Source organism: Paucibacter sediminis (genome assembly GCF_030254645.1).
Classification (GTDB): Bacteria; Pseudomonadota; Gammaproteobacteria; order Burkholderiales; family Burkholderiaceae_C; genus Paucibacter_B; species Paucibacter_B sediminis.
Map to the genome: position 1 here is coordinate 4,490,014 of NZ_CP116346.1, position 21,254 is coordinate 4,511,267.

Annotated in this window: 18 protein-coding genes, 1 tRNA gene and 1 pseudogene; 10 read left to right on the forward strand and 10 right to left on the reverse strand. The window is 63.7% G+C overall.

Annotated features, from left to right (window positions below):
- Positions 1-45: 45 nt before the first annotated feature.
- Positions 46-1,524, reverse strand: a complete 1,479-nt coding sequence (gene nusA / locus PFX98_RS20820; protein WP_285232397.1) for a transcription termination factor NusA — start codon at positions 1,522-1,524, stop codon at positions 46-48.
- A gap of 131 nt (positions 1,525-1,655) precedes the next feature.
- Positions 1,656-2,138: pseudogene (gene rimP / locus PFX98_RS20825) on the reverse strand (ribosome maturation factor RimP); the annotation flags it as partial.
- A 215-nt stretch (positions 2,139-2,353) separates the two neighbouring features.
- On the opposite strand from rimP, the gene fabI reads away from it, so the two are divergent.
- A complete protein-coding gene (fabI, locus tag PFX98_RS20830; protein ID WP_285232398.1) occupies positions 2,354-3,139 on the forward strand; it encodes an enoyl-ACP reductase FabI in 786 nt (261 codons plus the stop codon).
- Positions 3,140-3,189: 50 nt separating this feature from the next.
- Here the strand turns inward: fabI and PFX98_RS20835 are convergent, their stop codons facing one another.
- Positions 3,190-5,445, reverse strand: a complete 2,256-nt coding sequence (locus PFX98_RS20835) for an arginine/lysine/ornithine decarboxylase (RefSeq protein WP_285232399.1) — start codon at positions 5,443-5,445, stop codon at positions 3,190-3,192.
- A gap of 151 nt (positions 5,446-5,596) precedes the next feature.
- Here PFX98_RS20835 and PFX98_RS20840 point away from each other — a divergent pair, with 151 nt between their 5' ends.
- The 3 genes from PFX98_RS20840 to PFX98_RS20850 all read left to right on the forward strand — a co-directional run bounded on the left by PFX98_RS20840 (position 5,597) and on the right by PFX98_RS20850 (position 7,131).
- Positions 5,597-6,043: an NfeD family protein gene (locus PFX98_RS20840; protein ID WP_285232400.1), complete on the forward strand. Its 447-nt coding sequence runs from the start codon at positions 5,597-5,599 to the stop codon at positions 6,041-6,043.
- Between the two features lie 36 nt (positions 6,044-6,079).
- Positions 6,080-6,997 carry an SPFH domain-containing protein gene (locus PFX98_RS20845; protein ID WP_285232401.1) on the forward strand — a complete coding sequence of 306 codons (918 nt, stop codon included), beginning with the start codon at positions 6,080-6,082 and terminating at the stop codon, positions 6,995-6,997.
- Between the two features lie 44 nt (positions 6,998-7,041).
- Positions 7,042-7,131: transfer RNA gene (locus PFX98_RS20850), tRNA-Ser, on the forward strand.
- A gap of 72 nt (positions 7,132-7,203) precedes the next feature.
- On the opposite strand, the gene PFX98_RS20855 is transcribed toward PFX98_RS20850, so the two are convergent.
- From PFX98_RS20855 to PFX98_RS20885, 7 genes are read right to left on the reverse strand one after another with little or no spacing between them, the layout of a single operon-like run.
- The gene (locus tag PFX98_RS20855) at positions 7,204-8,772 is read right to left on the reverse strand and encodes a glycosyltransferase family 39 protein (RefSeq protein ID WP_285232402.1); all 1,569 of its coding nucleotides are present in this window, start codon (positions 8,770-8,772) and stop codon (positions 7,204-7,206) included.
- A gap of 7 nt (positions 8,773-8,779) precedes the next feature.
- Complete coding sequence (gene rffA / locus PFX98_RS20860) at positions 8,780-9,880, reverse strand: dTDP-4-amino-4,6-dideoxygalactose transaminase (protein ID WP_425334708.1); 1,101 nt, start codon at positions 9,878-9,880, stop codon at positions 8,780-8,782.
- 51 nt (positions 9,881-9,931) lie between these two features.
- Positions 9,932-10,330: a GtrA family protein gene (locus tag PFX98_RS20865; RefSeq protein WP_285232404.1), complete on the reverse strand. Its 399-nt coding sequence runs from the start codon at positions 10,328-10,330 to the stop codon at positions 9,932-9,934.
- Complete coding sequence (locus PFX98_RS20870; protein WP_285232405.1) at positions 10,327-11,103, reverse strand: GNAT family N-acetyltransferase; 777 nt, start codon at positions 11,101-11,103, stop codon at positions 10,327-10,329. Before PFX98_RS20870 ends, PFX98_RS20865 begins: the two co-directional genes overlap by 4 nt.
- Complete coding sequence (locus PFX98_RS20875) at positions 11,096-12,115, reverse strand: glycosyltransferase family 2 protein (protein WP_285232406.1); 1,020 nt, start codon at positions 12,113-12,115, stop codon at positions 11,096-11,098. Before PFX98_RS20875 ends, PFX98_RS20870 begins: the two co-directional genes overlap by 8 nt.
- A 10-nt stretch (positions 12,116-12,125) precedes the next feature.
- Positions 12,126-13,331: a pyridoxal-dependent decarboxylase, exosortase A system-associated gene (locus tag PFX98_RS20880; protein ID WP_285232407.1), complete on the reverse strand. Its 1,206-nt coding sequence runs from the start codon at positions 13,329-13,331 to the stop codon at positions 12,126-12,128.
- A 56-nt stretch (positions 13,332-13,387) separates the two neighbouring features.
- Positions 13,388-15,019 (reverse strand): acyl-CoA ligase (AMP-forming), exosortase A system-associated, encoded by a 1,632-nt coding sequence (locus PFX98_RS20885; protein ID WP_285232408.1) that lies wholly within the window; start codon positions 15,017-15,019, stop codon positions 13,388-13,390.
- 300 nt (positions 15,020-15,319) lie between these two features.
- Here PFX98_RS20885 and PFX98_RS20890 point away from each other — a divergent pair, with 300 nt between their 5' ends.
- The 6 genes from PFX98_RS20890 to PFX98_RS20915 are packed head-to-tail and all read left to right on the forward strand — an operon-like array spanning position 15,320 to position 21,252.
- Positions 15,320-15,571, forward strand: a complete 252-nt coding sequence (locus PFX98_RS20890; protein ID WP_285232409.1) for a phosphopantetheine-binding protein — start codon at positions 15,320-15,322, stop codon at positions 15,569-15,571.
- Between the two features lie 21 nt (positions 15,572-15,592).
- On the forward strand, positions 15,593-16,414 hold the full coding sequence (locus PFX98_RS20895) for a hydrolase 2, exosortase A system-associated (protein WP_285232410.1): 822 nt from the start codon (positions 15,593-15,595) through the stop codon (positions 16,412-16,414).
- On the forward strand, positions 16,411-17,280 hold the full coding sequence (locus PFX98_RS20900) for a hydrolase 1, exosortase A system-associated (RefSeq protein ID WP_285232411.1): 870 nt from the start codon (positions 16,411-16,413) through the stop codon (positions 17,278-17,280). The genes PFX98_RS20895 and PFX98_RS20900 overlap by 4 nt, the downstream gene beginning before the upstream one ends.
- Complete coding sequence (locus PFX98_RS20905; protein ID WP_285232412.1) at positions 17,277-18,464, forward strand: DegT/DnrJ/EryC1/StrS family aminotransferase; 1,188 nt, start codon at positions 17,277-17,279, stop codon at positions 18,462-18,464. The genes PFX98_RS20900 and PFX98_RS20905 overlap by 4 nt, the downstream gene beginning before the upstream one ends.
- A complete protein-coding gene (locus tag PFX98_RS20910; protein ID WP_285232413.1) occupies positions 18,461-20,602 on the forward strand; it encodes a GNAT family N-acetyltransferase in 2,142 nt (713 codons plus the stop codon). The genes PFX98_RS20905 and PFX98_RS20910 overlap by 4 nt, the downstream gene beginning before the upstream one ends.
- Positions 20,599-21,252 (forward strand): hypothetical protein, encoded by a 654-nt coding sequence (locus PFX98_RS20915; protein WP_285232414.1) that lies wholly within the window; start codon positions 20,599-20,601, stop codon positions 21,250-21,252. Before PFX98_RS20910 ends, PFX98_RS20915 begins: the two co-directional genes overlap by 4 nt.
- The last annotated feature ends 2 nt before the right edge of the window (positions 21,253-21,254 follow it).

Genomic DNA, 21,254 nt, shown 5'->3' on the forward strand with positions numbered 1-21,254 from the left:
AAGCTTGCTAATCTGCTGTGCGTACAGTTGTGTTCATGGCGCCCATCAGGCGGTGAACCAATGTTCGCGGGCCTTCATGATCATGGCGCGGGCCTCAGCCTCGTCCATGCCGGCCAGTTCAACGAGTTCGTCGACGGCCAGATCGGCCAGGTCGTCGCGTGTATGGATATTGCCGTCGGCGAGCTTGGCGACCAGTTCGGGCGTCACACCCTCCAGGTCGCGCAGGTCTTGGGAGACTTCCTCGACACTTTCCTCACGGGCAATTTCCATGGTCAGGAGCGCATCCTTGGCGCGGGTGCGCAACTCGTTGACCGTGTCCTCGTCGAAGGCCTCGATCTCCAGCATCTCCTGCATGGGCACATAGGCCACTTCTTCCAGGCTGGTGAACCCTTCGGCGATCAGGATGTCGGCCACTTCGGCATCGACGTCGAGTTTCTCGACGAAGAGCTTGCGGACCGACTCAGACTCCTGAGCCTGTTTGACGGCCGATTCCTCGGCCGACATGATGTTGATGCGCCAGCCGGTGAGCTCGGAGGCCAGGCGCACGTTCTGACCACCACGGCCGATCGCGATGGCGAGGTTTTCCTCGTCCACCACCACGTCCATGGCATGGCGTTCTTCGTCCACCACGATGGACTGCACATTCGCCGGCGCCAGCGCGCCGATGACGAACTGGGCCGGGTCTTCCGACCACAGCACGATATCCACGCGCTCGCCGGCGAGCTCGTTGGTGACGCCGTTCACACGCGAACCGCGCACACCCACACAGGTGCCGATCGGGTCGACGCGCTTGTCGTGCGAGAGCACGGCAATCTTGGCGCGGCTGCCGGCGTCGCGGGCGCAGCTCTTGATCTCCAGGAGGCCCTGCTCGATCTCGGGCACTTCCTGCGCGAACAGCTCCTTCATGAACTCGGGCGAAGAGCGCGAGAGCATGATTTGCGGGCCGCGCTGGGTCGGGTCCACGCCCAGGATCACGGCACGCACGCGGTCGCCGGTGCGCAGGTTTTCCTTGGCGATCATCTCGGTGCGCTTCAGGCGACCTTCGACGCGGCCCGACTCGGCAATGATGTCGCCCTTGTCCAGACGCTTCACGGTGCCCATGAAGATCTTCTCGCCGCGCGACATGAAGTCGTTCAGCAGCTGCTCGCGCTCGGCGTCGCGGATCTTCTGCAGGATCACCTGCTTGGCAGCCTGGGCGCCGATACGACCGATCGGCACCGACTCCACCGATTCCTCGATATGGTCTTCGACCTCGATGTCGGCGATCTGCTCCTGCGCTTCAAACAGCAGGATCTCGGAGTCGGGGTTTTGCAGGCCGGCCTCGTTGGGCACCACATGCCAGCGGCGGAAGGTCTCGTACTCGCCAGAATCGCGGTCAATCGAGACGCGAATGTCCACCTCGCCGCCATACAGCTTCTTCGTGGCCGAGGCCAGCGCAGCTTCCACTGCGCCGAACACGACATCGCGCTCCACGCTCTTTTCGCGAGAGATGGCATCCACCAACATCAACAGTTCGCGGTTCATTGATCGAGACCTCCGTCAACCTTGTCATCCTTGTCCGCAGCCGCTGGGTCATCCAGCTGCTGCCTGGCCTTGGCATTGCTCTGCTTCTTGGGCTTCGCAGCTTTGCCCGCCTTCGGTGCAGCCGCGCCATCCGGCTTGGCTGCACGCCCCTTGAAATTGACCGCGGGCACCAAGCGGGCCTCGCGCACTTCCTCAAGGGAAAAATCCAATGCCTGGTCGCCCTTGCCGTCATTGAAGACGAGGCGCCAGCCTTCACCCTCAGCCGAGAGCTCACCCTTGTATTTCTTGCGACCCTGGAACGCCACGCGCAGGGTGATCTGCACCTCCTGGCCCGCGAAACGCGCATAGTCGGCGGGTTTCTTCAGCGGGCGATCGAGGCCGGGGGAAGACACTTCCAGCCGTTCGTAGCTGGCGTTCTCGACTTCCAGCACATACTGCAGTTGGCGCGTCACGCGCTCGCAGTCATCCACGTTGATCAGTTCGCCCTGGGCCGCCTGCTCGGGCAGCTTGTCGATGTACACGCGCAGCAAGCCCCCGGCACTGCGCTCGCAGTCCACCAGGTCGTAACCGAGGCCGGTCACGGTTTTTTCTACAGCAGCTTGCCAATTTGTCATGCGCAGCGTGTCTATGCTCTCTCGGGGCGTATCTAGAAGTTAACGGGAACGCTCAAGCAAAAAAAATGGGCTGGATGAATCCGCCCACCGTTCACTTTTCAGCGAAGCCAGGATTGTACTATGCAAGCACCGTGCCCGCAAGAACCCGGCTTGCCCAAAACGCATGGCATGCGAGAATCCCGCGCTGATTTGAACATTGATACCAAGGAGCAGACATGGGATTTCTCGCAGGCAAGCGACTGCTGATCACGGGCGTGCTGTCCAACCGATCCATCGCTTACGGCATTGCCAAGGCTTGCCACCGCGAGGGCGCCGAACTGGCCTTCAGCTACGTCGGCGAACGCTTCAAGGACCGCATCACCGAATTCGCGGCCGAATTTGATTCCAAACTCATTTTCGATTGCGATGTTTCCAGCGACGAGCAGATCGATGCCATGTTCGCCCAGCTAGGCGAAACCTGGCCCGAGTTTGACGGCTTTGTGCATTCCATCGGTTTTGCGCCGCGCGAAGCGATTGCCGGCGACTTCCTGGAAGGCCTGTCGCGCGAAAACTATCGCATCGCCCACGACATCTCGGCCTACAGCTTCCCGGCCATGGCCAAGGCGGCGGTCTCGCGCCTGCGCCCTGGCGCCTCGCTGCTGACGCTCTCCTACCTGGGCGCCGAGCGCTATGTACCCAACTACAACACCATGGGTCTGGCCAAGGCCTCGCTGGAAGCCAGCGTGCGCTACTTGGCCTACTCGATGGGCAAGCGCCAGGTGCGGGTGAATGGCCTCTCCGCCGGCCCGATCAAGACCCTGGCCGCCTCGGGCATCAAGGACTTCGGCAAGCTGCTCACCCACTTCGCCGCCAACACCCCGATCCGCCGCAACATCACCATCGATGACGTCGGCAACGTCGCGGCCTTCCTGCTCTCGGACCTGGCCGCGGGCGTCAGCTCCGAGATCATGTACGTGGATGGCGGCTTCAGCCATGTGGCACTGACGGACGAGGCGGTCTGATCCAGCCCGCCCCAGACACACAAACGGGACCCTAGGGTCCCGTTTTTCGTTCAGGCGACGCAGTCCACGAAGTAGCTCGACTTGCCATCGTCGCCCTTCTCTTCCACCAGCCCATGCACATCGGTGGCGAAGCCGGGGAACTTGGCGTTGAACTCACGCGTGAACTTGAGGTAGTCCACGATCTTCTTGTTGAAGCGCTCACCCGGGATCAGCAGCGGAATGCCCGGTGGGTAAGGCGTCAGCAGGGAGGTGGTGACGCGCCCTTCCAGCTTGTCGATCGCCACCCGTTCGGTACGGCGATGCGCGATATGGGCATAGGCGTCGCTGGGCTTCATGGCCGGCTCGAGCTCAGACAAATAGACCTCGGTGGTCAGACGCGCGATATCGCCCTTGGCATAGGCCTCGTGGATGCTCTGGCAAAGGTCGCGCAGACCCATGCGCTCGTAGCGCGGCTGGGCGGCACAGAACTCCGGCAGGATGCGCCACAGCGGCGCGTTCTTGTCGTAGTCGTCCTTGAACTGCTGCAGCGCGGTCAGCAAGGTGTTCCAGCGACCCTTGGTGATGCCGATGGTGAACAGGATGAAGAAGGAGTACAGGCCCGTCTTCTCCACCACCACGCCGTGCTCGGCCAGGAATTTGGTAACGATGCTGGCCGGAATGCCGGTCTTGGCGAACTTGCCGCTCATGTCCAGGCCGGGCGTGATGATGGTGGACTTGATCGGGTCCAGCATATTGAAGCCGGCGGCGATATTGCCGAAGCCATGCCACTTGGCATTCGCCTTCAGCGTCCAATCGGCCGGCTTGCCATAGCCCTCCTCCACCAGCTTGTCCGGGCCCCAGACCTTGAACCACCAGTCCTGGCCGTACTCCGCGTCCACCTTGCGCATGGCACGGCGGAAGTCCAGTGCCTCGCTGATGCTCTCTTCCACCAGGGCGGTACCGCCGGGTGGCTCCATCATGGCCGCCGCCACATCGCAGCTGGCGATGATGGAATATTGCGGGCTGGTGGAGGTGTGCATCAGATAGGCCTCGTTGAACAGATGCTTGTCCAGCTTGACGTTCTGCGAGTCCTGCACCAGCACCTGGGACGCCTGCGAAAGGCCGGCCAGCAGCTTGTGGGTCGACTGCGTGGCATAGACCATCGCCGTCTTGGGGCGCGGCCGGTTCTTGCCCATCGAGTGATAGGAGCCGTAGAAGTTGTGGAAGGCCGCATGCGGCAGCCAGGCTTCGTCGAAATGCAGGGTGTCGATCCAGCCGTCCAGCTTGCTCTTGATGGTCTCGGTGTTGTAAAGCACACCGTCATAGGTGCTCTGCGTCAGCGTCATGATGCGCGGCTTGACCTTCTTGGCGTCCACACCCTTGAGCAACGGGTTCTTGGCAATCTTCTTGCGGATGTTCTCGGGTGAGAACTCGCTCTCGGGGATCGGACCGATGATGCCGTAGTGGTTGCGCGTCGGCGTCATGAAGACCGGCACGGCGCCGGTCATGATGATGCTGTGCAGGATGCTCTTGTGGCAGTTGCGGTCCACCACCACCACGTCACCGGGCGCCACCGTGTGGTGCCAGACCATCTTGTTGGAGGTGGAGGTGCCGTTGGTGACGAAGAAGCAATGGTCGGCATTGAAGATGCGCGCGGCATTCTTCTCCGAGGCGGCCACCGGGCCGGTGTGGTCCAGCAGCTGGCCCAGCTCTTCCACGGCATTGCAGACGTCGGCGCGCAGCATGTTCTCGCCGAAGAACTGGTGGAACATCTGGCCCACCGGGCTCTTCAGGAAGGCCACGCCGCCCGAGTGACCCGGGCAATGCCAGGAGTAGGAGCCATCCTGCGCATAGTCCATCAGCGCCTTGAAGAAGGGCGGCGCCAGGCCGTCGAGATAGCTCTTGGCCTCGCGGATGATGTGACGCGCCACGAACTCCGGCGTGTCCTCGAACATATGGATGAATCCATGCAGCTCGCGCAACACGTCATTGGGCAGATGCTGCGAGGTACGCGTCTCGCCGTAGACGTAAATCGGGATGTCGGCGTTCTTGAAGCGGATCTCTTCGATGAACTTGCGCAGATTCAGCACCGCCGGGTCCAGTTCGGGGCCGGGCGTGAACTCCTCATCGTCGATCGACAGGATGAAGGCGCTGGCGCGGCTTTGCTGCTGGGCGAACTGGCTCAGGTCGCCATAGCTGGTGACGCCCAGCACCTCGAAGCCCTCTTTCTGGATCGCATCGGCCAGGGCGCGAATGCCCAAACCCGAGGTGTTCTCGGAGCGGTAGTCCTCGTCGATGATGACGATGGGGAAGCGAAAGCGCAGCATGAGGTTGCCTCCGGGAACAGGGCAAGAAATTGAAAGGCGCGAAGTGTAGGGCCAGGGGCTGACAGCGCAAGAGGCAATGGCGCTTTGTCGCACAAACAGGACGGCTGCCGCCCCGTACACTCAAATCACATCATGAACGAGAGAGGGTGACATGGACATGAATCAAGCCACCTTTTGGTGGATCGCCTGCGGCGTGCTGATTGCCGTGGAGCTGGCCACCGGCACCTTCTACCTGCTGATGCTGGCCCTGGGCGCCGCCGCCGCTGCCCTGGCGGCTCATCTGGGCCTGGGCGGCACGGCGCAGATGCTAGCCGCCGCCCTGGTGGGAGGCACGGCCGTGAGCCTTTGGCATGTACGCCAGCTGAAGCAACACCGCGCACAGCCGCCCGCCTCGGCCAACCCGGACATCAATATCGACATCGGCCAGTCCGTGCATGTGAGCCACTGGGGCGCCGAACGCACCGCCAAGGTCAAATACCGCGGCGCTGAGTGGCAGGTGCGCTATACCGGCAGCGGCCAGCCCGGCGCCGGGCGCCATGTGATACGCGGCATCGACGGTGCCTGCCTGCTGGTGGACGCTGCCGAAGCCAGCCACTGATCGATCATCCAGAACACCAAACGAGGGGAACAAGCAATGGAAGTCATCGCACTGGTCATCCTGGCCGCGGCCGTCATCTTCGTGATGCAGTCGATCAAGGTCGTCCCGCAACAGAACGCCTGGGTGGTGGAGCGCCTGGGCAAGTACCACGGCACGCTGGCGCCGGGGTTGAACTTCCTGGTGCCCTTCGTGGACCGCCTGGCCTACAAGCATTCGCTCAAGGAGTTTCCGCTCGACGTGCCCAGCCAGGTCTGCATCACCAAGGACAACACCCAGCTCACGGTAGACGGCATCCTCTATTTCCAGGTCACCGACCCGATGCGCGCCAGCTATGGCTCCAGCAACTACATCGTCGCCATCACCCAGCTGGCCCAGACCACGCTGCGCTCGGTGATCGGCCGCATGGAGCTGGACCGCACCTTCGAGGAGCGCGATGCCATCAACAGCTCGGTGGTGCAGGCGCTCGACGAGGCCGCGCTCAACTGGGGTGTGAAGGTCTTGCGCTATGAAATCAAGGACCTGACCCCACCGCCCGCCATCCTGCACAGCATGCAGGCGCAGATCACCGCCGAGCGCGAGAAGCGCGCCCTCATTGCCGCCTCCGAGGGCCGTCGCCAGGAGCAGATCAATATCGCCACCGGCGAACGCGAGGCCGCGATTGCCCGTTCCGAGGGCGAAAAACAGGCCGAGATCAACAAGGCCCTGGGCGCGGCGGCCGCCATCACCACCGTGGCCGATGCCACCAGCGACGCCATCCGCAAGATCGCCGCCGCCATCCAGCAGCCCGGCGGCGAGCAGGCGGTACAGCTCAAGGTGGCCGAGAAGGCCGTAGATGCCTATGCCCAGCTGGCCCAGAAGAACAACACCATGATCGTGCCGGGCAATATGAGCGAGGTCTCGGGCCTGATAGGCACGGCGATGGCCCTGATGCACAAGGTCACGCCCAAGCCCTGAATTTTGCAGAAGGCCCAGAAATCTGCGCTATGATGGCGGGCTTCGGAGAGGTGGATGAGCGGTTTAAGTCGCACGCCTGGAAAGCGTGTGTGGGCTAATCCCCACCGCGGGTTCGAATCCCGCCCTCTCCGCCATCAGAAAATTGAAACAGGCCCTTCAAGGGCCTTTTTCAATTGTGCGCACCTTCAAGCACGTGACGCAGCGCTTCAGGACGCCGGGGCGAGCCGGCAAGCCGGCATGACGCGGAACAACAGGGCCTCGCGTGGCTTCAAGAGCCGCTCAAGCGCGGCCTTTGCACCGGCGGGCAAAACAGCCGCGACGGCAACAAGTTGACCAGCGAAACGCTCTCCAGCGCTCAACTCTGGCAACAGTCCACCGGGCATCGCCTGAACTTCCAGGCATTGCAGGCGCGCTGACCAGTCCGCATCGGCAGGGTCACCCCAGCCTTCGGTCATGGGATCACGCAGCACCCAGCCATTCTGAAGAGCGCCTTCGCGCAGTTGCCGATCCAGTGACGCCAACCCTTGGATGGGCTCGCGGGCAGGCCGCAACTGATGCAGCAGTGCCGTGTACTGATCGGCGCGCACAGCGCCCGTGCTGCCGAAGAACGGTGCGTCAGGCCGTTGATTCGCAATCGCGACCGCAAGATGCGCGTTTGCACTGAAGGTACGCACCGAGGCCTGCTGCAGCAAGGCCAGTACCAGGCCCGAGCCCAGCATCACGGCCAGAGCCAACGAGCGCACACGTACCGTGGCCACGGCGAGGGCATAACCGCCGAACACGGCCAGAGGCGCGGCAAACAAGAGCATGTAGTTGTGCTGCCGCAGCGGCAGCGCCGACAAGACGAGCAGAAATCCAAACAGCCAGGTCAACTGCAGTCGCCGGGCAACCGCCGCAGCCCCAGCGTCCGCGCCATCCGCCGGCGTCCCGCGCGCCCGCCAGATCAGCAGCAACCCGCATAGAGCCAGCCACGCCGAAAGGCCGATGTGCCGAACATCCAGCAGCAGGGACTTCAAGTAGAAAAACCGGCTCGTGTTCTCAACGATGCGCCCCATCGAACGCTGGATGCTGCGCTGGATGTGCAGGGGATCGCCTTGCACCACCCACATCAACAGCATGTTCCCGCCCACCATCAGCAGCAGCCCCAGCACAAGCCAAGCCCAACGCCAGTGGAAGCGACGCAGCACCAGCGCGTAGCCGGTCAGCGCGATGAGACTGACATACATGCCAGACTCTTTGACCCAGTAGGCGGCACCGAAAGCAAGCCCACTCAACAGGTAGTGCAAGTGGCTGGAACGCTGTTCAGCCAGCACCAACATCCACATACCGACGCTGACAAACAGACCCAGCGCCGGATCGGCCATCATGCGAGTGGCAAAGTGCACATGCACGGGCATCAATGCCAGCAGCAGCGCGGCGAACAGGCCGGTGCGCACGCCCGCCAGTTGCCGCCCCAGCGCGAACACCACCGCCACCTCGAGCACCGAGCAACTCAAACCCCACAACGCTGCGCCGCTCTCCGAAACACCCGCCAGCGCCATCATGGCGGCCATCGGGATGTTGACGCCATATCGCAAGGCGCCAATGTAGTCGCTGCGCGGCCACTCGCCGCTCAGCACGCCCATGGCGGATTGCAGATAGGTCACCTCGTCGGAGCCCATGAAGCCCACCCACAGGGCGCAGCGAAGCAGCAAGGCCAGCAGCAGGATCAGGCACAGCCAGGAAAGCGCCTGCTGCGTCGACATCGGCCGAGCGAGGTAGTTCGGGGCTGCCATGCGCGGCTCAGTGCAGCGCACGAAGAAGGCACTGGATCACTTCGGCCTGCTGATCTTCCAACCCCAGCCAAAGCGGCAAACGCACCAGACGCTCACTCAGGTCGTTGGTCACAGTCATCTCGCCGACTGCGCGCCCCGCACGCAGTCCAAATGGTGCGCTGTGCAGCGGCACATAGTGGAATACGGTGCTGATGCCCTGAGACTTGAGCGTGTCAATGAAGGCACTGCGGCGCGCAAGGCTAGGCAACAGCAGGTAATACATATGGGCGTTGTGCCCACAGCCCTGCGGCACGGTCGGTCGACGCAGCAAGCCATCCAACTCCGCCTGTTGCAGGAAGCGATGGTAGGTTTCCCAAATCATCAGACGGCGCTGCGTAATGCGGTCCGCCTCTTCGGTCTGGGCCAACAGGAAAGCGGAGATCAGTTCGCTGGGCAGGTAGGAGGACCCCATGTCGGTCCAGGTGTATTTGTCGACCTGCCCGCGAAAGAACTGGCTTCGGTTCGTGCCCTTCTCCCGGATGATCTCAGCGCGCTCGATAAATCGTGCATCGTTGACAAGCAGCGCCCCACCCTCGCCCGAGATGATGTTCTTGGTCTCATGGAATGACAGCGCGGCCATATGGCCGATGCTGCCCAGCGGCCGCCCCTGATAACTCGACATCACGCCCTGCGCCGCGTCCTCGATCACCAGAAGGCCATGGCGCTGGGCAATTTCCATAATGCGGTTCATTTCGCAGGCCACCCCGGCGTAATGGACCGGCACGATGGCCTTGGTGCGCGGGGTGATAGCCGCCTCGATCTTGGTCTCGTCGATGTTCAGGGTGTCAGGCCGGATGTCCACAAACACCGGCACCGCACCACGCAGCACGAAGGCGTTGGCAGTCGACACAAAGGTGTAGGACGGCATGATGATCTCGTCACCCGGGCCGATGTCCGCCAGGATGGCCGCCATCTCCAGGGCGCCCGTGCAGGAGTGCGTGAGCAAGGCGCGCCGCGCGCCGGTACGCTCCTCCAGCCAGCGCGCACAACGCTTGGTGAACTCCCCGTCGCCCGCCAGATGGCCCTTGGCGTGCGCCTGGGCGATGTACCAGAGCTCCTTGCCCGTCATGTACGGCTTGTTGAACGGAATCTGCACTCTCATCTCCCTGTCAGACATTGGTCAAGCGGCACGCACACCAGCGCCCTGGCTTCTGAACACCCAAAGCTTCTGGCCTGCGAACAGAAACACCGCAACGCAAACAATGACACCAGCCATCACCCACTGATGAGGCCAACGCATCAGATCGACACCAACCATCAAAAGCACGAGGTTGAGTCCATAACCGAGCGCATACAACACAACATAGCGAACAAGCGCGGGATGCGAACGTCCACCGTCCTTGAAGGTCCACTGCCGATTGGCAGCAAAGGTTTGCAAGGTCGCCACACCATACAGAACAGTCATCGCCACCACCGGCTGCACGCCCAGCGCGGTCGCAGCCAGATAGAGCGCATAACTCAGACCGTTGGACAGCAATCCAACGATGACATATCGAACAAATTGCCCGGCCACTTTCATGGTGCCCTGCCGCCGCGCACCCAGTGGAACGTCATCGTCGGCTCGGAGAAACTGAAGCCAAGTCGCGCATACAGATTGATGACGCGGTGATTGCGCGCCACTACGCTGCTGTGAACGCGAACACAGCCGTTCTCAGCGGCTAGACCCATCATGGCACTCCACGCACGCCGTCCATAGCCTTGCCCTTGCGCCTGCGGGGCGATCGCATTCAGGTGCCAATAGCATGCGCCGTCAGCCTGCCACTCGAGCACGAAGAAGGCCACGACCAGCGACCCATCGCGCAGCACATACAGCTGCTGCTGCGGGTGATCAAACGCGGAAGCAACCCAGTTTGCATAGCGCCGGTCACTCGCGCTCGAATCCAGCCGCGGGTCCATGCAGAACCGTTCATTGCGGAACGCCGTGGCGGCAATGGATTGCAGCAAGGGCAGATCCCGCGCGCCAGCGCGCTCGATCTGCAGACCGTGATCCCAATGCTCGTCGGCGCGCAGCATCCGCGATGGGCGGTAAACCATCTCGATAAAGCGGAAGCCCCGATCCTCCAGCAGCATGGACTCACGCAGGGACTGATGCGGCAGGCGGCAACTCACCAGGCCAACACCCCGCAGCGCTCGGGCACGCTCGAACGCCTCGAATTCCTTGGCAGCCAAGGCAGCCTCGCCACACAGATCGATCTGCTCCAGCAGGAACACCGTATAGCCCAGCACTGCTTCATCCCAGGGTGCTTCCGACCAGCGCAGGCGCAGGGCCGATCCGTCGAATGCCTCAGCCACGCCCAACCTCTTCGGGGCGCAGGCATTCGCGCACCAGATACTGCGGCTTGCGGTTGACATTCAGGTGCAGGCGGCCCAGGTATTCGCCGATGATGCCAAGCGCGAGCAACTGAATACCGCCCAGCAAAAGAATGGCCACGATGGTCGACGCATAACCCGGCACAGCAATGCTCGAGGTCAGTGACTGAATCAGGTAATAAGCGCCTACGCCAAAGCCCGACAGCGATGCCAGCAGACCCAGACCGCTCACCAACTGCAGCGGCAGCAGCGAGAAGTTGGTGTACAGATTCAGAGCCAGCGCCACCAGCTTGCTGAGCGAATAGCCTGACCGCCCCTCGGCACGCGCGTGATGCTCCACCTCCACACCCTCGATACGCCGGGTGCACCAGGCCAACAAGCCATCCAGGTAGGTGAAGTTGAGGTCGTAGAACTGAACGCTCTGTACCAGCTCGCGCCGCATGATGCGAAAAGGCGTGGGCGTGACGGGGTTCTTGAACACCGTCCGGTAGAAATGCCAGACCACGCTGGCGCCCAGATTGCGCCAGGACGCATGGTTGCGATCGGCAGGGCAACCGTACACCAGGTCGGCACCGCTGCGCTCAATCTGCGTGAGCAGCTTGGGAATTTCTTCCGGCGGATTCTGCAAATCATCGTCCATGGTCACGACGAAGCGACCTCGCGCGTGCCTGAGGCCACACATCAACGCATTGTGCTGGCCGTAGTTGCGCATCAGCTGTATCGCGACCAGCCGCTGCCCGAACTCTGCGCGCAAGGCATCCAAGGTGGCCCAGGAGTCGTCCGGGCTGCCATCCTCGACCAGCACCAGTTCGTAACGCTCGGTGATGCCCGACAACACCTTGCTGAGCCGCTCCAGCAACGCTCGCAATGTCTTGGCGGAGTTGTACACGGGCACAACAACCGAGATTTCCACCATGTCAGCCTGCGCATCGGCCGGCATCGCCGCTACCGGCATTTGCTGGGCCGAAGCCCGGAGAGGTGTCGTCATTTGCATGGGCTTGCTCTCATACCAGCACCTCGGTCAAGGGCGCTTGGCCCAGAAAGCCCTGCGGGCTGGCGCTTGCGCCATAGGCACCCGATTGGTAGATCACCACCAAGTCGCCCTCGCCCGCCACCGGCAGCTCCATGCGGTCAGCCAGCAGGTCCAGCGGCGTGCACAGGGGGCCGACCACGGAGACGAGCTCGCGGGGCTGGCTCGCCATACGGTTGCCAATCGCCACCGGATAATTCTTGCGCAGCACCTGGCCAAAATTACCCGAGGCCGAGAGGTGATGGTTGAGCCCGCCGTCGGTGACCAAGAACACCTGGCCTCGCGAAAGCTTGCGGTCAACCACGCGTGTCACATAGACGCCGGCCTCACCCACAAGATAGCGGCCCAGCTCGATGACGATGCTTGCCTGCGGAAGTTCCTGCCTGCAGCGCTGTTCCAAAGCGGCCAGGTTGGCAGCGATGGGCGCCAAGTCCAGGTGCTGTTCGCCCGGGAAATAGGGGATGCCGAAGCCGCCGCCGAGATTCAGGAAGCGCACGGGCGCTGGCGCATGCTCGGACAAACGCAACGCGAGTGCATAGGAATTCTGTTGCGCCTCGCAGATGGATTCGGCTTTTAGATTCTGCGAGCCGGCAAAGAGATGGAAGCCCTCGAAGGCCAGCCCCAACGCGCCCACACGCTTGAGTACGGCGGGCATCTGCTCGACGTCGACCCCAAACTGCTTCGGGCCACCACCCATCTTCATGCCCGAGCCCTTGAGCTCGAAGTCGGGATTGACGCGAAGTGCGACTCGCGCAGGCTGCCCCAGGCGCTGCGACTCCCGCGCCAGCACCTCGAGCTCGCGCGGCGACTCCACATTCACCAGCACACCCGCGGCCACCGATTGGCGCAACTCGACGTCGCGCTTGCCCGGGCCGGCAAAACTGATCTCGGCCGGGTCTGCGCCGGCATCCAGTGCCACCTTCAACTCGCCGGCGGACGCCACGTCGATGCCATCCACCAAGCCCGCCATCAACCCCACCACCGCCGGCATCGGGTTGGCCTTCATCGCATAGTGCAGCTTCACCCCAGCCGGCAGCAAAACGCGCAAGGCCCGCACCCGCTCGGCCAGCAGGTTGCGGTCATAGGCATAGAAGGGCGTCTGCCCGACTCGGGCAGCCAGTGTCGTGAGTTTGTGCCCCCCGATCAGCAATTCACCGTCCCGGACCGGGAATTGCTGCATGGGCGCATGGACGGGCGCTCGGCGTGGCGCGCTGCTCGTGTCTGTCATGTTCGGACTCAGGTATTGCGCTCGACCCAAGCGGTGGCGAGCAGCTTGCGATCGATCTTGCCATTGGGATTGCGCGGCAGCGGCCCCGACTGCGCCTCGATGCCAGCCGGCACCATATAGGCCGGCATGCGCTTGCGGCACTCTGCCTGCAAGGCGGCGAGATCCAGCCCTTCGGCACCTGCCGGCGCGGTGGCAATCACCTGCACGCTCTGCCCCAGGCTGGCGTGATCCACACCGAAGGCCACGCACTCTCCCACCAACTGGGTGGCGTACAGGATTTCCTCGACTTCGGTCGGGCTGATGCGATAGCCCGATGTCTTGATCATCTCGTCGCGACGACCGATGAAGTACAGATAGCCTTCGGCATCGCGCCTCACGTTGTCGCCTGAGTACACCGCGTATTCGGGCAACTGCAGGCCCGCCTCGCGCCCGCCCAGCCCCGCGGGCAGCAATCGATAGCGCTCTGCGGTTTTCTCCGCATCGTTCCAATAGCCGAGGCCCACCAGCGCACCGCGATGCACCAGCTCGCCAGGCTCATCGGCCGCGCACTCGCTGCCGTCCTCGCGCAGCACCAGAATCTCGGCGTTGGGAATGGCGCGGCCAATCGAGTCAGGCCGGCGATCCACCTGATCGGGCGGCAGATAGGTGGAGCGGAAGGCTTCGGTCAAGCCATACATCAGATAGGGCTTGGCGGCCGGAGCACGCTTGCGCAGGGCATCCAGGGTTTCACGCGGCATGCGCCCGCCGGTATTCGCAAAGTAGCGCAGACGTTCATTGATGGCGGCAGGCCACTCCAGTTGCGTCAGCTGGATATAGAGCGGCGGGACCGCCGTGATGCCGGTGACACCCTCGCGCGCCATCGCATTCAACACATCGCGCGGGAACAGATAATTCAGCAATACCACGCGCGCCCCGCTATGAAAGGCGGTCGTGAGCTGGCTGAAACCAGCATCGAAGGACAGCGGCAGTGCCGCCAGCAGCACATCGTCGGGGCCGTTCTCCAGATAGCTCGCCACGCTCTTCGCGCCTGCCACCATATTGCGGTGCGAAAGCACGACGCCCTTAGGACGCCCGGTACTGCCGGAGGTATAGAGGATAGCCACCATATCGCTATCAATCACGCGATGGCCGGCGCGCTTTGGGGCCTGCAGCAGGGAACGCCAGTGCAGTACGGCGGAGCCGCCATCCCCGCCGGGCGCCTGCGTCTCGGCCTGGTCTTCCGTCAGCACGACATGGCGCAACTCGGGGCATTCGGACAGGGTTTCGCGCAGCAACACATAGCGCTCAGGTGAGGTCACCAGCACACGCACGCCGCAATCTCGCAGGATGAAGCCGACCTGCTCGGCCTTGAGCAAGGGGTTGAGCGGCACGAACACACCGCCAGCCGCAGGCGCAGCAAAACTCGCGGCAACCGTCTCGAAACGCTTCTCGAGGTAGATGCCAACCCGCTCGCCACGCTGCAAGCCCAGTTCAAGCAGGCCATTGGCCACGCCCTGGATCAGCGCCCACAACTCGCCATAGGTCTGGGTCTGCTTGCCGTAGCTGAGCGCCGGCGCCTGCGGGTTCATGGTGGCCTGACGCAAGGGCAGTTCATGCAAAAGCTGGGCGTCGGCAAGCGGCGTCACACGATCAACTGTCATGAAACTCGAAGTTTGGTTAGGGCTGCGCCGCAAGCAATCGGCATCAAGGGCATTCAAATGGATTTCCGGGCGCCGGCAAAGTAGAAAAAGTATCGCACGCAGAATATCGGGGCAAAGCGCGCGGCGTCCCCTGTTTGAAGCTGCCTCGAAGAAGCTCGAGAGGGTAATTGCAAATCACGTGAGATATTCATCGGCCTCACCCTCGGTCTAAGGGGGGCGAAACCTGCGGAGTGCGGAAACTGGCCAGTTAAGATCCCGCCTTCACTCGAGCCGCCCTCAAGCCTGGCACAAACCCGACCCATGAATACCGACAAGCAAGTGTTGCGCATCCTCGACGAGGTCCTCAGCCTGAACGGCCGCAGCAACGGATTCGACCGCGACACGCCGCTCCTGGGTGCGATCCCGGAGTTGGACTCGATGGCCGTGGTGAGCCTGATCACAAGTTTCGAAGAACAGCTGGGCATCATGGTCGGCGACGACGAGATCGATGGCGCGACCTTCGCCACCGTTGGCTCGCTGGTCGACTTCGTCGACGAGAAACTGCGCGGCTGAGTCCGCGGCCCGCTTCGCCGGATGTCTGCGCCCCACGCCCTGTTTCTGGACACCCCCGATGGCCGCGGCCAGCGCTTTGCGCTGTACCACGAGCCACAGGGCAGTTGCCTGGGTCGCGTTCTCTATTTGCACCCGTTCGCCGAAGAGATGAACAAGTCGCGGCGCATGGTGGCGCTGCAGGCACGCCAATTCGCCGCGGCCGGCTATGCGGTTCTGCAGATCGATCTGTTGGGCTGCGGTGACAGCAGCGGCGACTTTGCTGACGCCAGCTGGGACGACTGGATCGCCGACGGTCTGCTGGGTCTGCAATGGCTGACCGCGCGCCACGCGGCTGCGCCGCTGTGGCTATGGGGTTTGCGCGTCGGCGCGCTGCTCGCCGGGGCATTGAGCCAGCACATTGCCGAACCGCAGCGCTTACTGCTGTGGCAACCGGTCTTGCAAGGCCGCATGGCCTTGCAACAATTCCTGCGGCTCAAGCTGGCCGCGGATCTGGGGGGAGGCGCGGGCAAGGCCGTCATGGAGCAGCTCAGGGCCGACCTGGACCAGGGCCGTGCCGTGGACATTGCCGGCTACCGCCTGCCCGCCGCTCTGGCCAGCGGCATGGCGGGCGCGCAACTGGCACCGCAGCCGAATTGGCACGAGGTGCACTGGCTGGAACTGAGCACACGCGACGCGCCCGAGCTGCTGCCCGTGTCTGACGCCACCACGGCCGCCTGGCGTGAGGCGGGCCTGCCGGTGCTCGCGCATGCGCTGCATGGCCCAGCCTTCTGGCAGTCGACCGAAATCGAGACGGCACCGGCGCTGCTGGACGCGAGCCTGACCGCCTTGCGGAGGCCGCAATGAATGCGCTGCCTTACCGGGAGCGCGTGCTGCCCGTTGCCTGCGAGAGCGAGCCACTGCTGGCGGTATTGACCGAACCTGCTGCCGCTCAATCGCCCGCCATTGGCGTGCTGATCGTCGTTGGTGGCCCACAGTATCGGGTTGGCAGCCACCGCCAATTCGTGTTGCTGGCGCGTGAACTGGCGCGCGCCGGCCATGCCTGCTTGCGCTTTGACGTACGCGGCATGGGCGATGCCGGCGGAGAGATGCGCAGCTTCGAAGCCCTGGACGCCGACATTCATGCGGCATTGCAGGCCTGGCGCGCCGATGCCGGGGCGCCAGGCAAGCTGGTTCTGTGGGGGCTTTGCGACGGCGCCTCAGCGGCCCTGCTCTACCTCCATGCGCAGCAAAGCAGGGGCCTGTCCGGCGATGCGGTGCAAGGGCTCTGCCTGCTCAACCCCTGGGTACGCTCGGCCGAAGGCCAGGCGCGCGCCCAGGTCAAACACTACTACTGGGATCGGCTGCGCCAACGCGGCTTCTGGACCAAACTGCTCAGCGGCAAGGTAGCCCTCTCCGCACTCTCCGGTCTGCTACGGGCACTGCGTCAGGCGCGTCAGACCAGCCCCGCCGCGCCCAGTGCTTACCAGGCCCGCATGGCAAACGGCTTGCAGCAGTTCGCTGGCCCCACGCTATTGCTTCTGAGCGAGCACGACTACACCGCCAAGGAATTCCAGGACCACTGCAGCCATTCGCCACAATGGCAGGAACTGCTGCGCCGCCCGCAGATCCAGCAATCGCTGCTGAATGGAGCCGACCACACGCTCTCGTCGCGCGCCGCCGAGCAGCAGATGTTCGACCTTTTGCTCGCCTGGCTGGAGCGGCTGCCATGAGCGTTGCAGAACCGCGTTTCCTGCGATTTGATCCCAGCGCCTGCGGCTTTCCGTCCGCCCAGGTTCCCCCCTTGCCCAAGCCGAGGCTGGGCGCACTGCGATGGCGGGCCAACCCGTCGCCATCGGCGGCAGGCTGGGCCAGCTTCGCCCTCGGCCGCTACGCTCTGCATGCGGCCTTCGAAGCGGCCGGCGTGGGCCGCCAAGGCGCCTTGCTGGCGCCTGCCTACCATTGCCGCACGATGCTGGATCCGGCACTGGCTCTGCGCGCCGAGATTTCGCTCTATCCCCTGGACGAGGCCCTGCAGCCCGACGTGGCAGCGCTGGCAGCACGCTTGCAGCAGCCCGGGCAGCCGGTGGCGGCCGTGTTGGTAAGTCACTTCTTCGGCCGCCTGCAAGCGCCGGCGCTGATGGGCGAGATCGCCGCCCTGTGCCAGGCCCACGGGGCCCGGCTGATCGAGGACCGCGCACATTGCCTCACCTTGGATGCACTGGACCAACCAAGCCCAGCGGACTTTGTCGTCTGCAGTCCCTATAAATTCGTCGGCTCGCTGGACGGCGGCATGCTGCGATGTTCGCCGCGTGCGCAAGCGCCTGCCCGACAGAGCGCAGCGCCCGTCCGGGCCGAGCTGCGCGGCTGGCTGCATGCATTGCGCGCCCTGGCATCAAGCCCTGCCGCCCCGCCCATTCAATCGCCATGTGGTGCTGCGTTGCCACCTGCCGGCAGCCATTTGAACGAAGTCAGCCTGGGCCCATCGGGCCACTACCAGCAGCACCTGCAGGCACGGCAAGGATTGAGCAGTTCACGTTGGCTCGCACGTCACACGCGACTGGATTCGCTGGCCGCAGCGCGGCTCAAGCGCTATCACCAGTGGCACGCGCATGTGCAGTCCCTGTCCGGCTGTCGGCCGCTCTACCCGACATGGCAGGAACAGGACGTGCCCTATATGTTCCCGCTGCTGATCGATGCGGCCTACCCGCTGTTCCATAGACTGAAGCAGTGCGGCGTCCCGATATGGCGCTGGGACGAGCTGTTGCAATCGCCCTGCGACACCGCCACGCGCTACCGCGAACACCTGCTGCACCTGCCCTGCCATCAAGACCTCAGCGAGAGTCAGATGGGCTGGATGATGGGGCAGCTGGGCGAGGCCTGCCATTTGGCGACCCGCCAGCGGGGCACGGCATGAGAGGCGGCTGGCGCCTACATCGCCTTGGTGACCGCAGCCTGGGCACCTTCAGCCAGGAATGGGCTGAATTGAATTGCCGCAGTTTCGGCGATCACCCCTTGCTGACCGCAAGCTTTATCGAGGGCCTGCTGCGCCACTTCGGCAGCGGCCGCGAGCACTTGGCGATCTACCGCGACACCAATGGCGTTGCGCTCGCCATGTGCCTGCTGCTGGCGCAGAGTCGTCTGATATGGACCTCGTTCCAGCCCAGCCAGGCGCAGCTGGGCCCGACCATGATCACCGACCATGGTTTGCTGGACAGTCTGCCGCGCGCCCTCCCGTGGCCGGCGCTGCAACTCGACCTGATGTGCAACGATCCTGCGGTCGGCCCACTGGTGCGGGATGCTGCCCCTCACAGCCTGCGCCTCAATCATGCCCTCACCATGGACATCCGGCTGGACGGCGGCTTCGAACCCTACTGGTTGGCGCGCTCCAAGAAGCTTCGTTCCAACATCCAGCGCTATGGTCAACGTGCCAGTGCCGACGGCCTGCCTCCACAGTTGCGCTGCTACACGGCGGCCAACGAGATGCCGGCTGCAGTGAGCCGATATGCGGAACTGGAGGGGCGCGGTTGGAAGGCCAAGCTGGGCACGGCGCTGGGATCCGTGCCAGAGCAACTCGCCTTCTTTCAAGAACTGCTCGCTCGCGAGGCGGCTGCCGGCCGGGCTATGGTGTTCGAACTCTGGCTCGGCGAGCAACTGGCGGCCTCGCGCCTGCTGATCGAGCGTGCCGGAACCTTTGTGGCCCTCAAAACGGGCTATGACGAGTCGCTGTCCAAGTACGCGCCGGGCCGCCTCTTGCTCAAAGGCGTGATCGAAAGTCTGTTCGCCAGCCATCCGCGCCATCGGATCGAGTTCTACACGGACGCCACGCAGGACCAACTGGCCTGGGCCACCGGGCAACGCTGGATCCAGCATCTGAGCCTGTACCGCAGCGGCTTGGCAGCTGGGCTGCTGAACTGCGCGCGCGTACTGATCAAGGGGCCACTGCGTGCGCACGACAGCAAGCTGCAGGTACAGACCGTCGCGCACTTGGAAGACTTGCCGGCCGACGCTCAGCAGTGGCTCGAGCATGCCGAGGCACGCAATTTCGAGCTTGGGCTGACCTGGTTCCGGAACCTCACCAGCACCGTCTACGCAAACGACCCAGGCGTGCGCTTTGTGCTGCTGCGCGAGGGCGAGCAACTGCGCGCGCTGTTCCCCTTGCTGCTGCAACGGCGCGGCACGGGGCCTCAGGTCAGCAGCCTGGCCAATTTCTACACCGCGCTGTACGAGCCGCTCATGGATCCGCTGCTGAAGCCGGACGATCTGCTGCCCGTACTGCTGCTGCTCAAGCAGGAAGTACCCAAGCTCAGCCGTTTCTGGCTCGCACCCATGGCGCCGGAGTCCCATGCCTACCAGACCCTTCTGCAGGCCTTCAGGCTGGCACGCTGGTGGCCGTTCGAATTCTTTGCCTTCGGTAACTGGTTCACACGTACGCCAGCGGGCGGATGGCCTGACTACCAAGCCACCAGGCAAGGCGACTTGCGCGGCATCCTGAAACGCAAGGGCATACGCTTCGCACGCGAGGGCGGCCGTCTGGAAATCGTCAGAACCTCCGAGGCGCTGGCACCCGTGCTGGACAAGTTCCTGTCAGTCTATGCGGCGCGTTGGAAGCGCAACGAGCCCTTCCCCGACTTCCTGCCCGGCCTGATGCAATCTTGTGCGCAGCGCGGCAGCCTGCGGCTGGGCCTGGCCTGGCTGGGAGATCGGGTGGTTGCAGCGCAGATATGGATAGTTTCTGACGGCCGGGCCGAGATCTACAAGCTCGCATACGATGAACGCTTCGGGGATTTCTCGCCCGGCAGCCTGCTGACTGCGAAGTTGATGCAGGAGGCCATGGAGCAGGATGGGGTCGCGGAAGTCGATTACCTGATCGGCGACGACGCCTACAAGGAGAGCTGGATGGACGCACGTCGGCAACGCTGGGGCATCCTGGCCTTTGATCCCTTTACCCTGGTCGGCGCCTGTCTGTTGGCAATCGAAGGCACCGTGCGCGGTGCGAAGCGCCTGCTGCCCGGCCGCATGCCGACCACTTTGGCTGAGAAAGATCCGGTATGAAACAGATGTCGCGTTTGTGGGCCATTGGCCTGTCCCTGCTGCTTGCCGTCTCGGGTGCCAGGGCGGGAGAGCCGCACAACACCACCGACGGCGAAATCGCAATGCTGCCGGAGTACTGCGCCGACAAGAACTGGAGTGGCCGCAAAGAAAGCAGCCCCGAGCGCCGCGCGCATTGGGCCAAACTCCTGGGGCCCAGTTGGGAGGGCCTGCATCACTACTGCTGGGGCCTGGTGAGCGCATGGCGCGCCAAGATGAAGCCAAGTTCGCAGGAGAAGTCCTTCATGCTGGACGAAGCCGTCGCCGACTACGACTATGCGATCCGGAACAGCACCGCAGACTTCGTCCTTTTGCCTGAGCTGTGGTACCGGATGGGGGAGGCGCAACTGGCACGCGGCCGCGTGGCCGCTGGCATCGACGCGTTGAATCACAGCATCAAGGCCAAGAACGACTACTGGCCGGCCTACCTTCTGATCGCGACGTCCTACGAAAAACTGCGGCTCTACAACGATGCCATCGCTGCGCTGAACAGCGGGCTGGAGGTGGACGCTGGTCAGAAGGATTTGATGCGCGAACTCGAACGCCTTAAGTCAGCGCGCTCGCGCGCCGGCACTGGTGCCGAAAAGCCCGACAGCAGAACGCCCAAGAAATAACT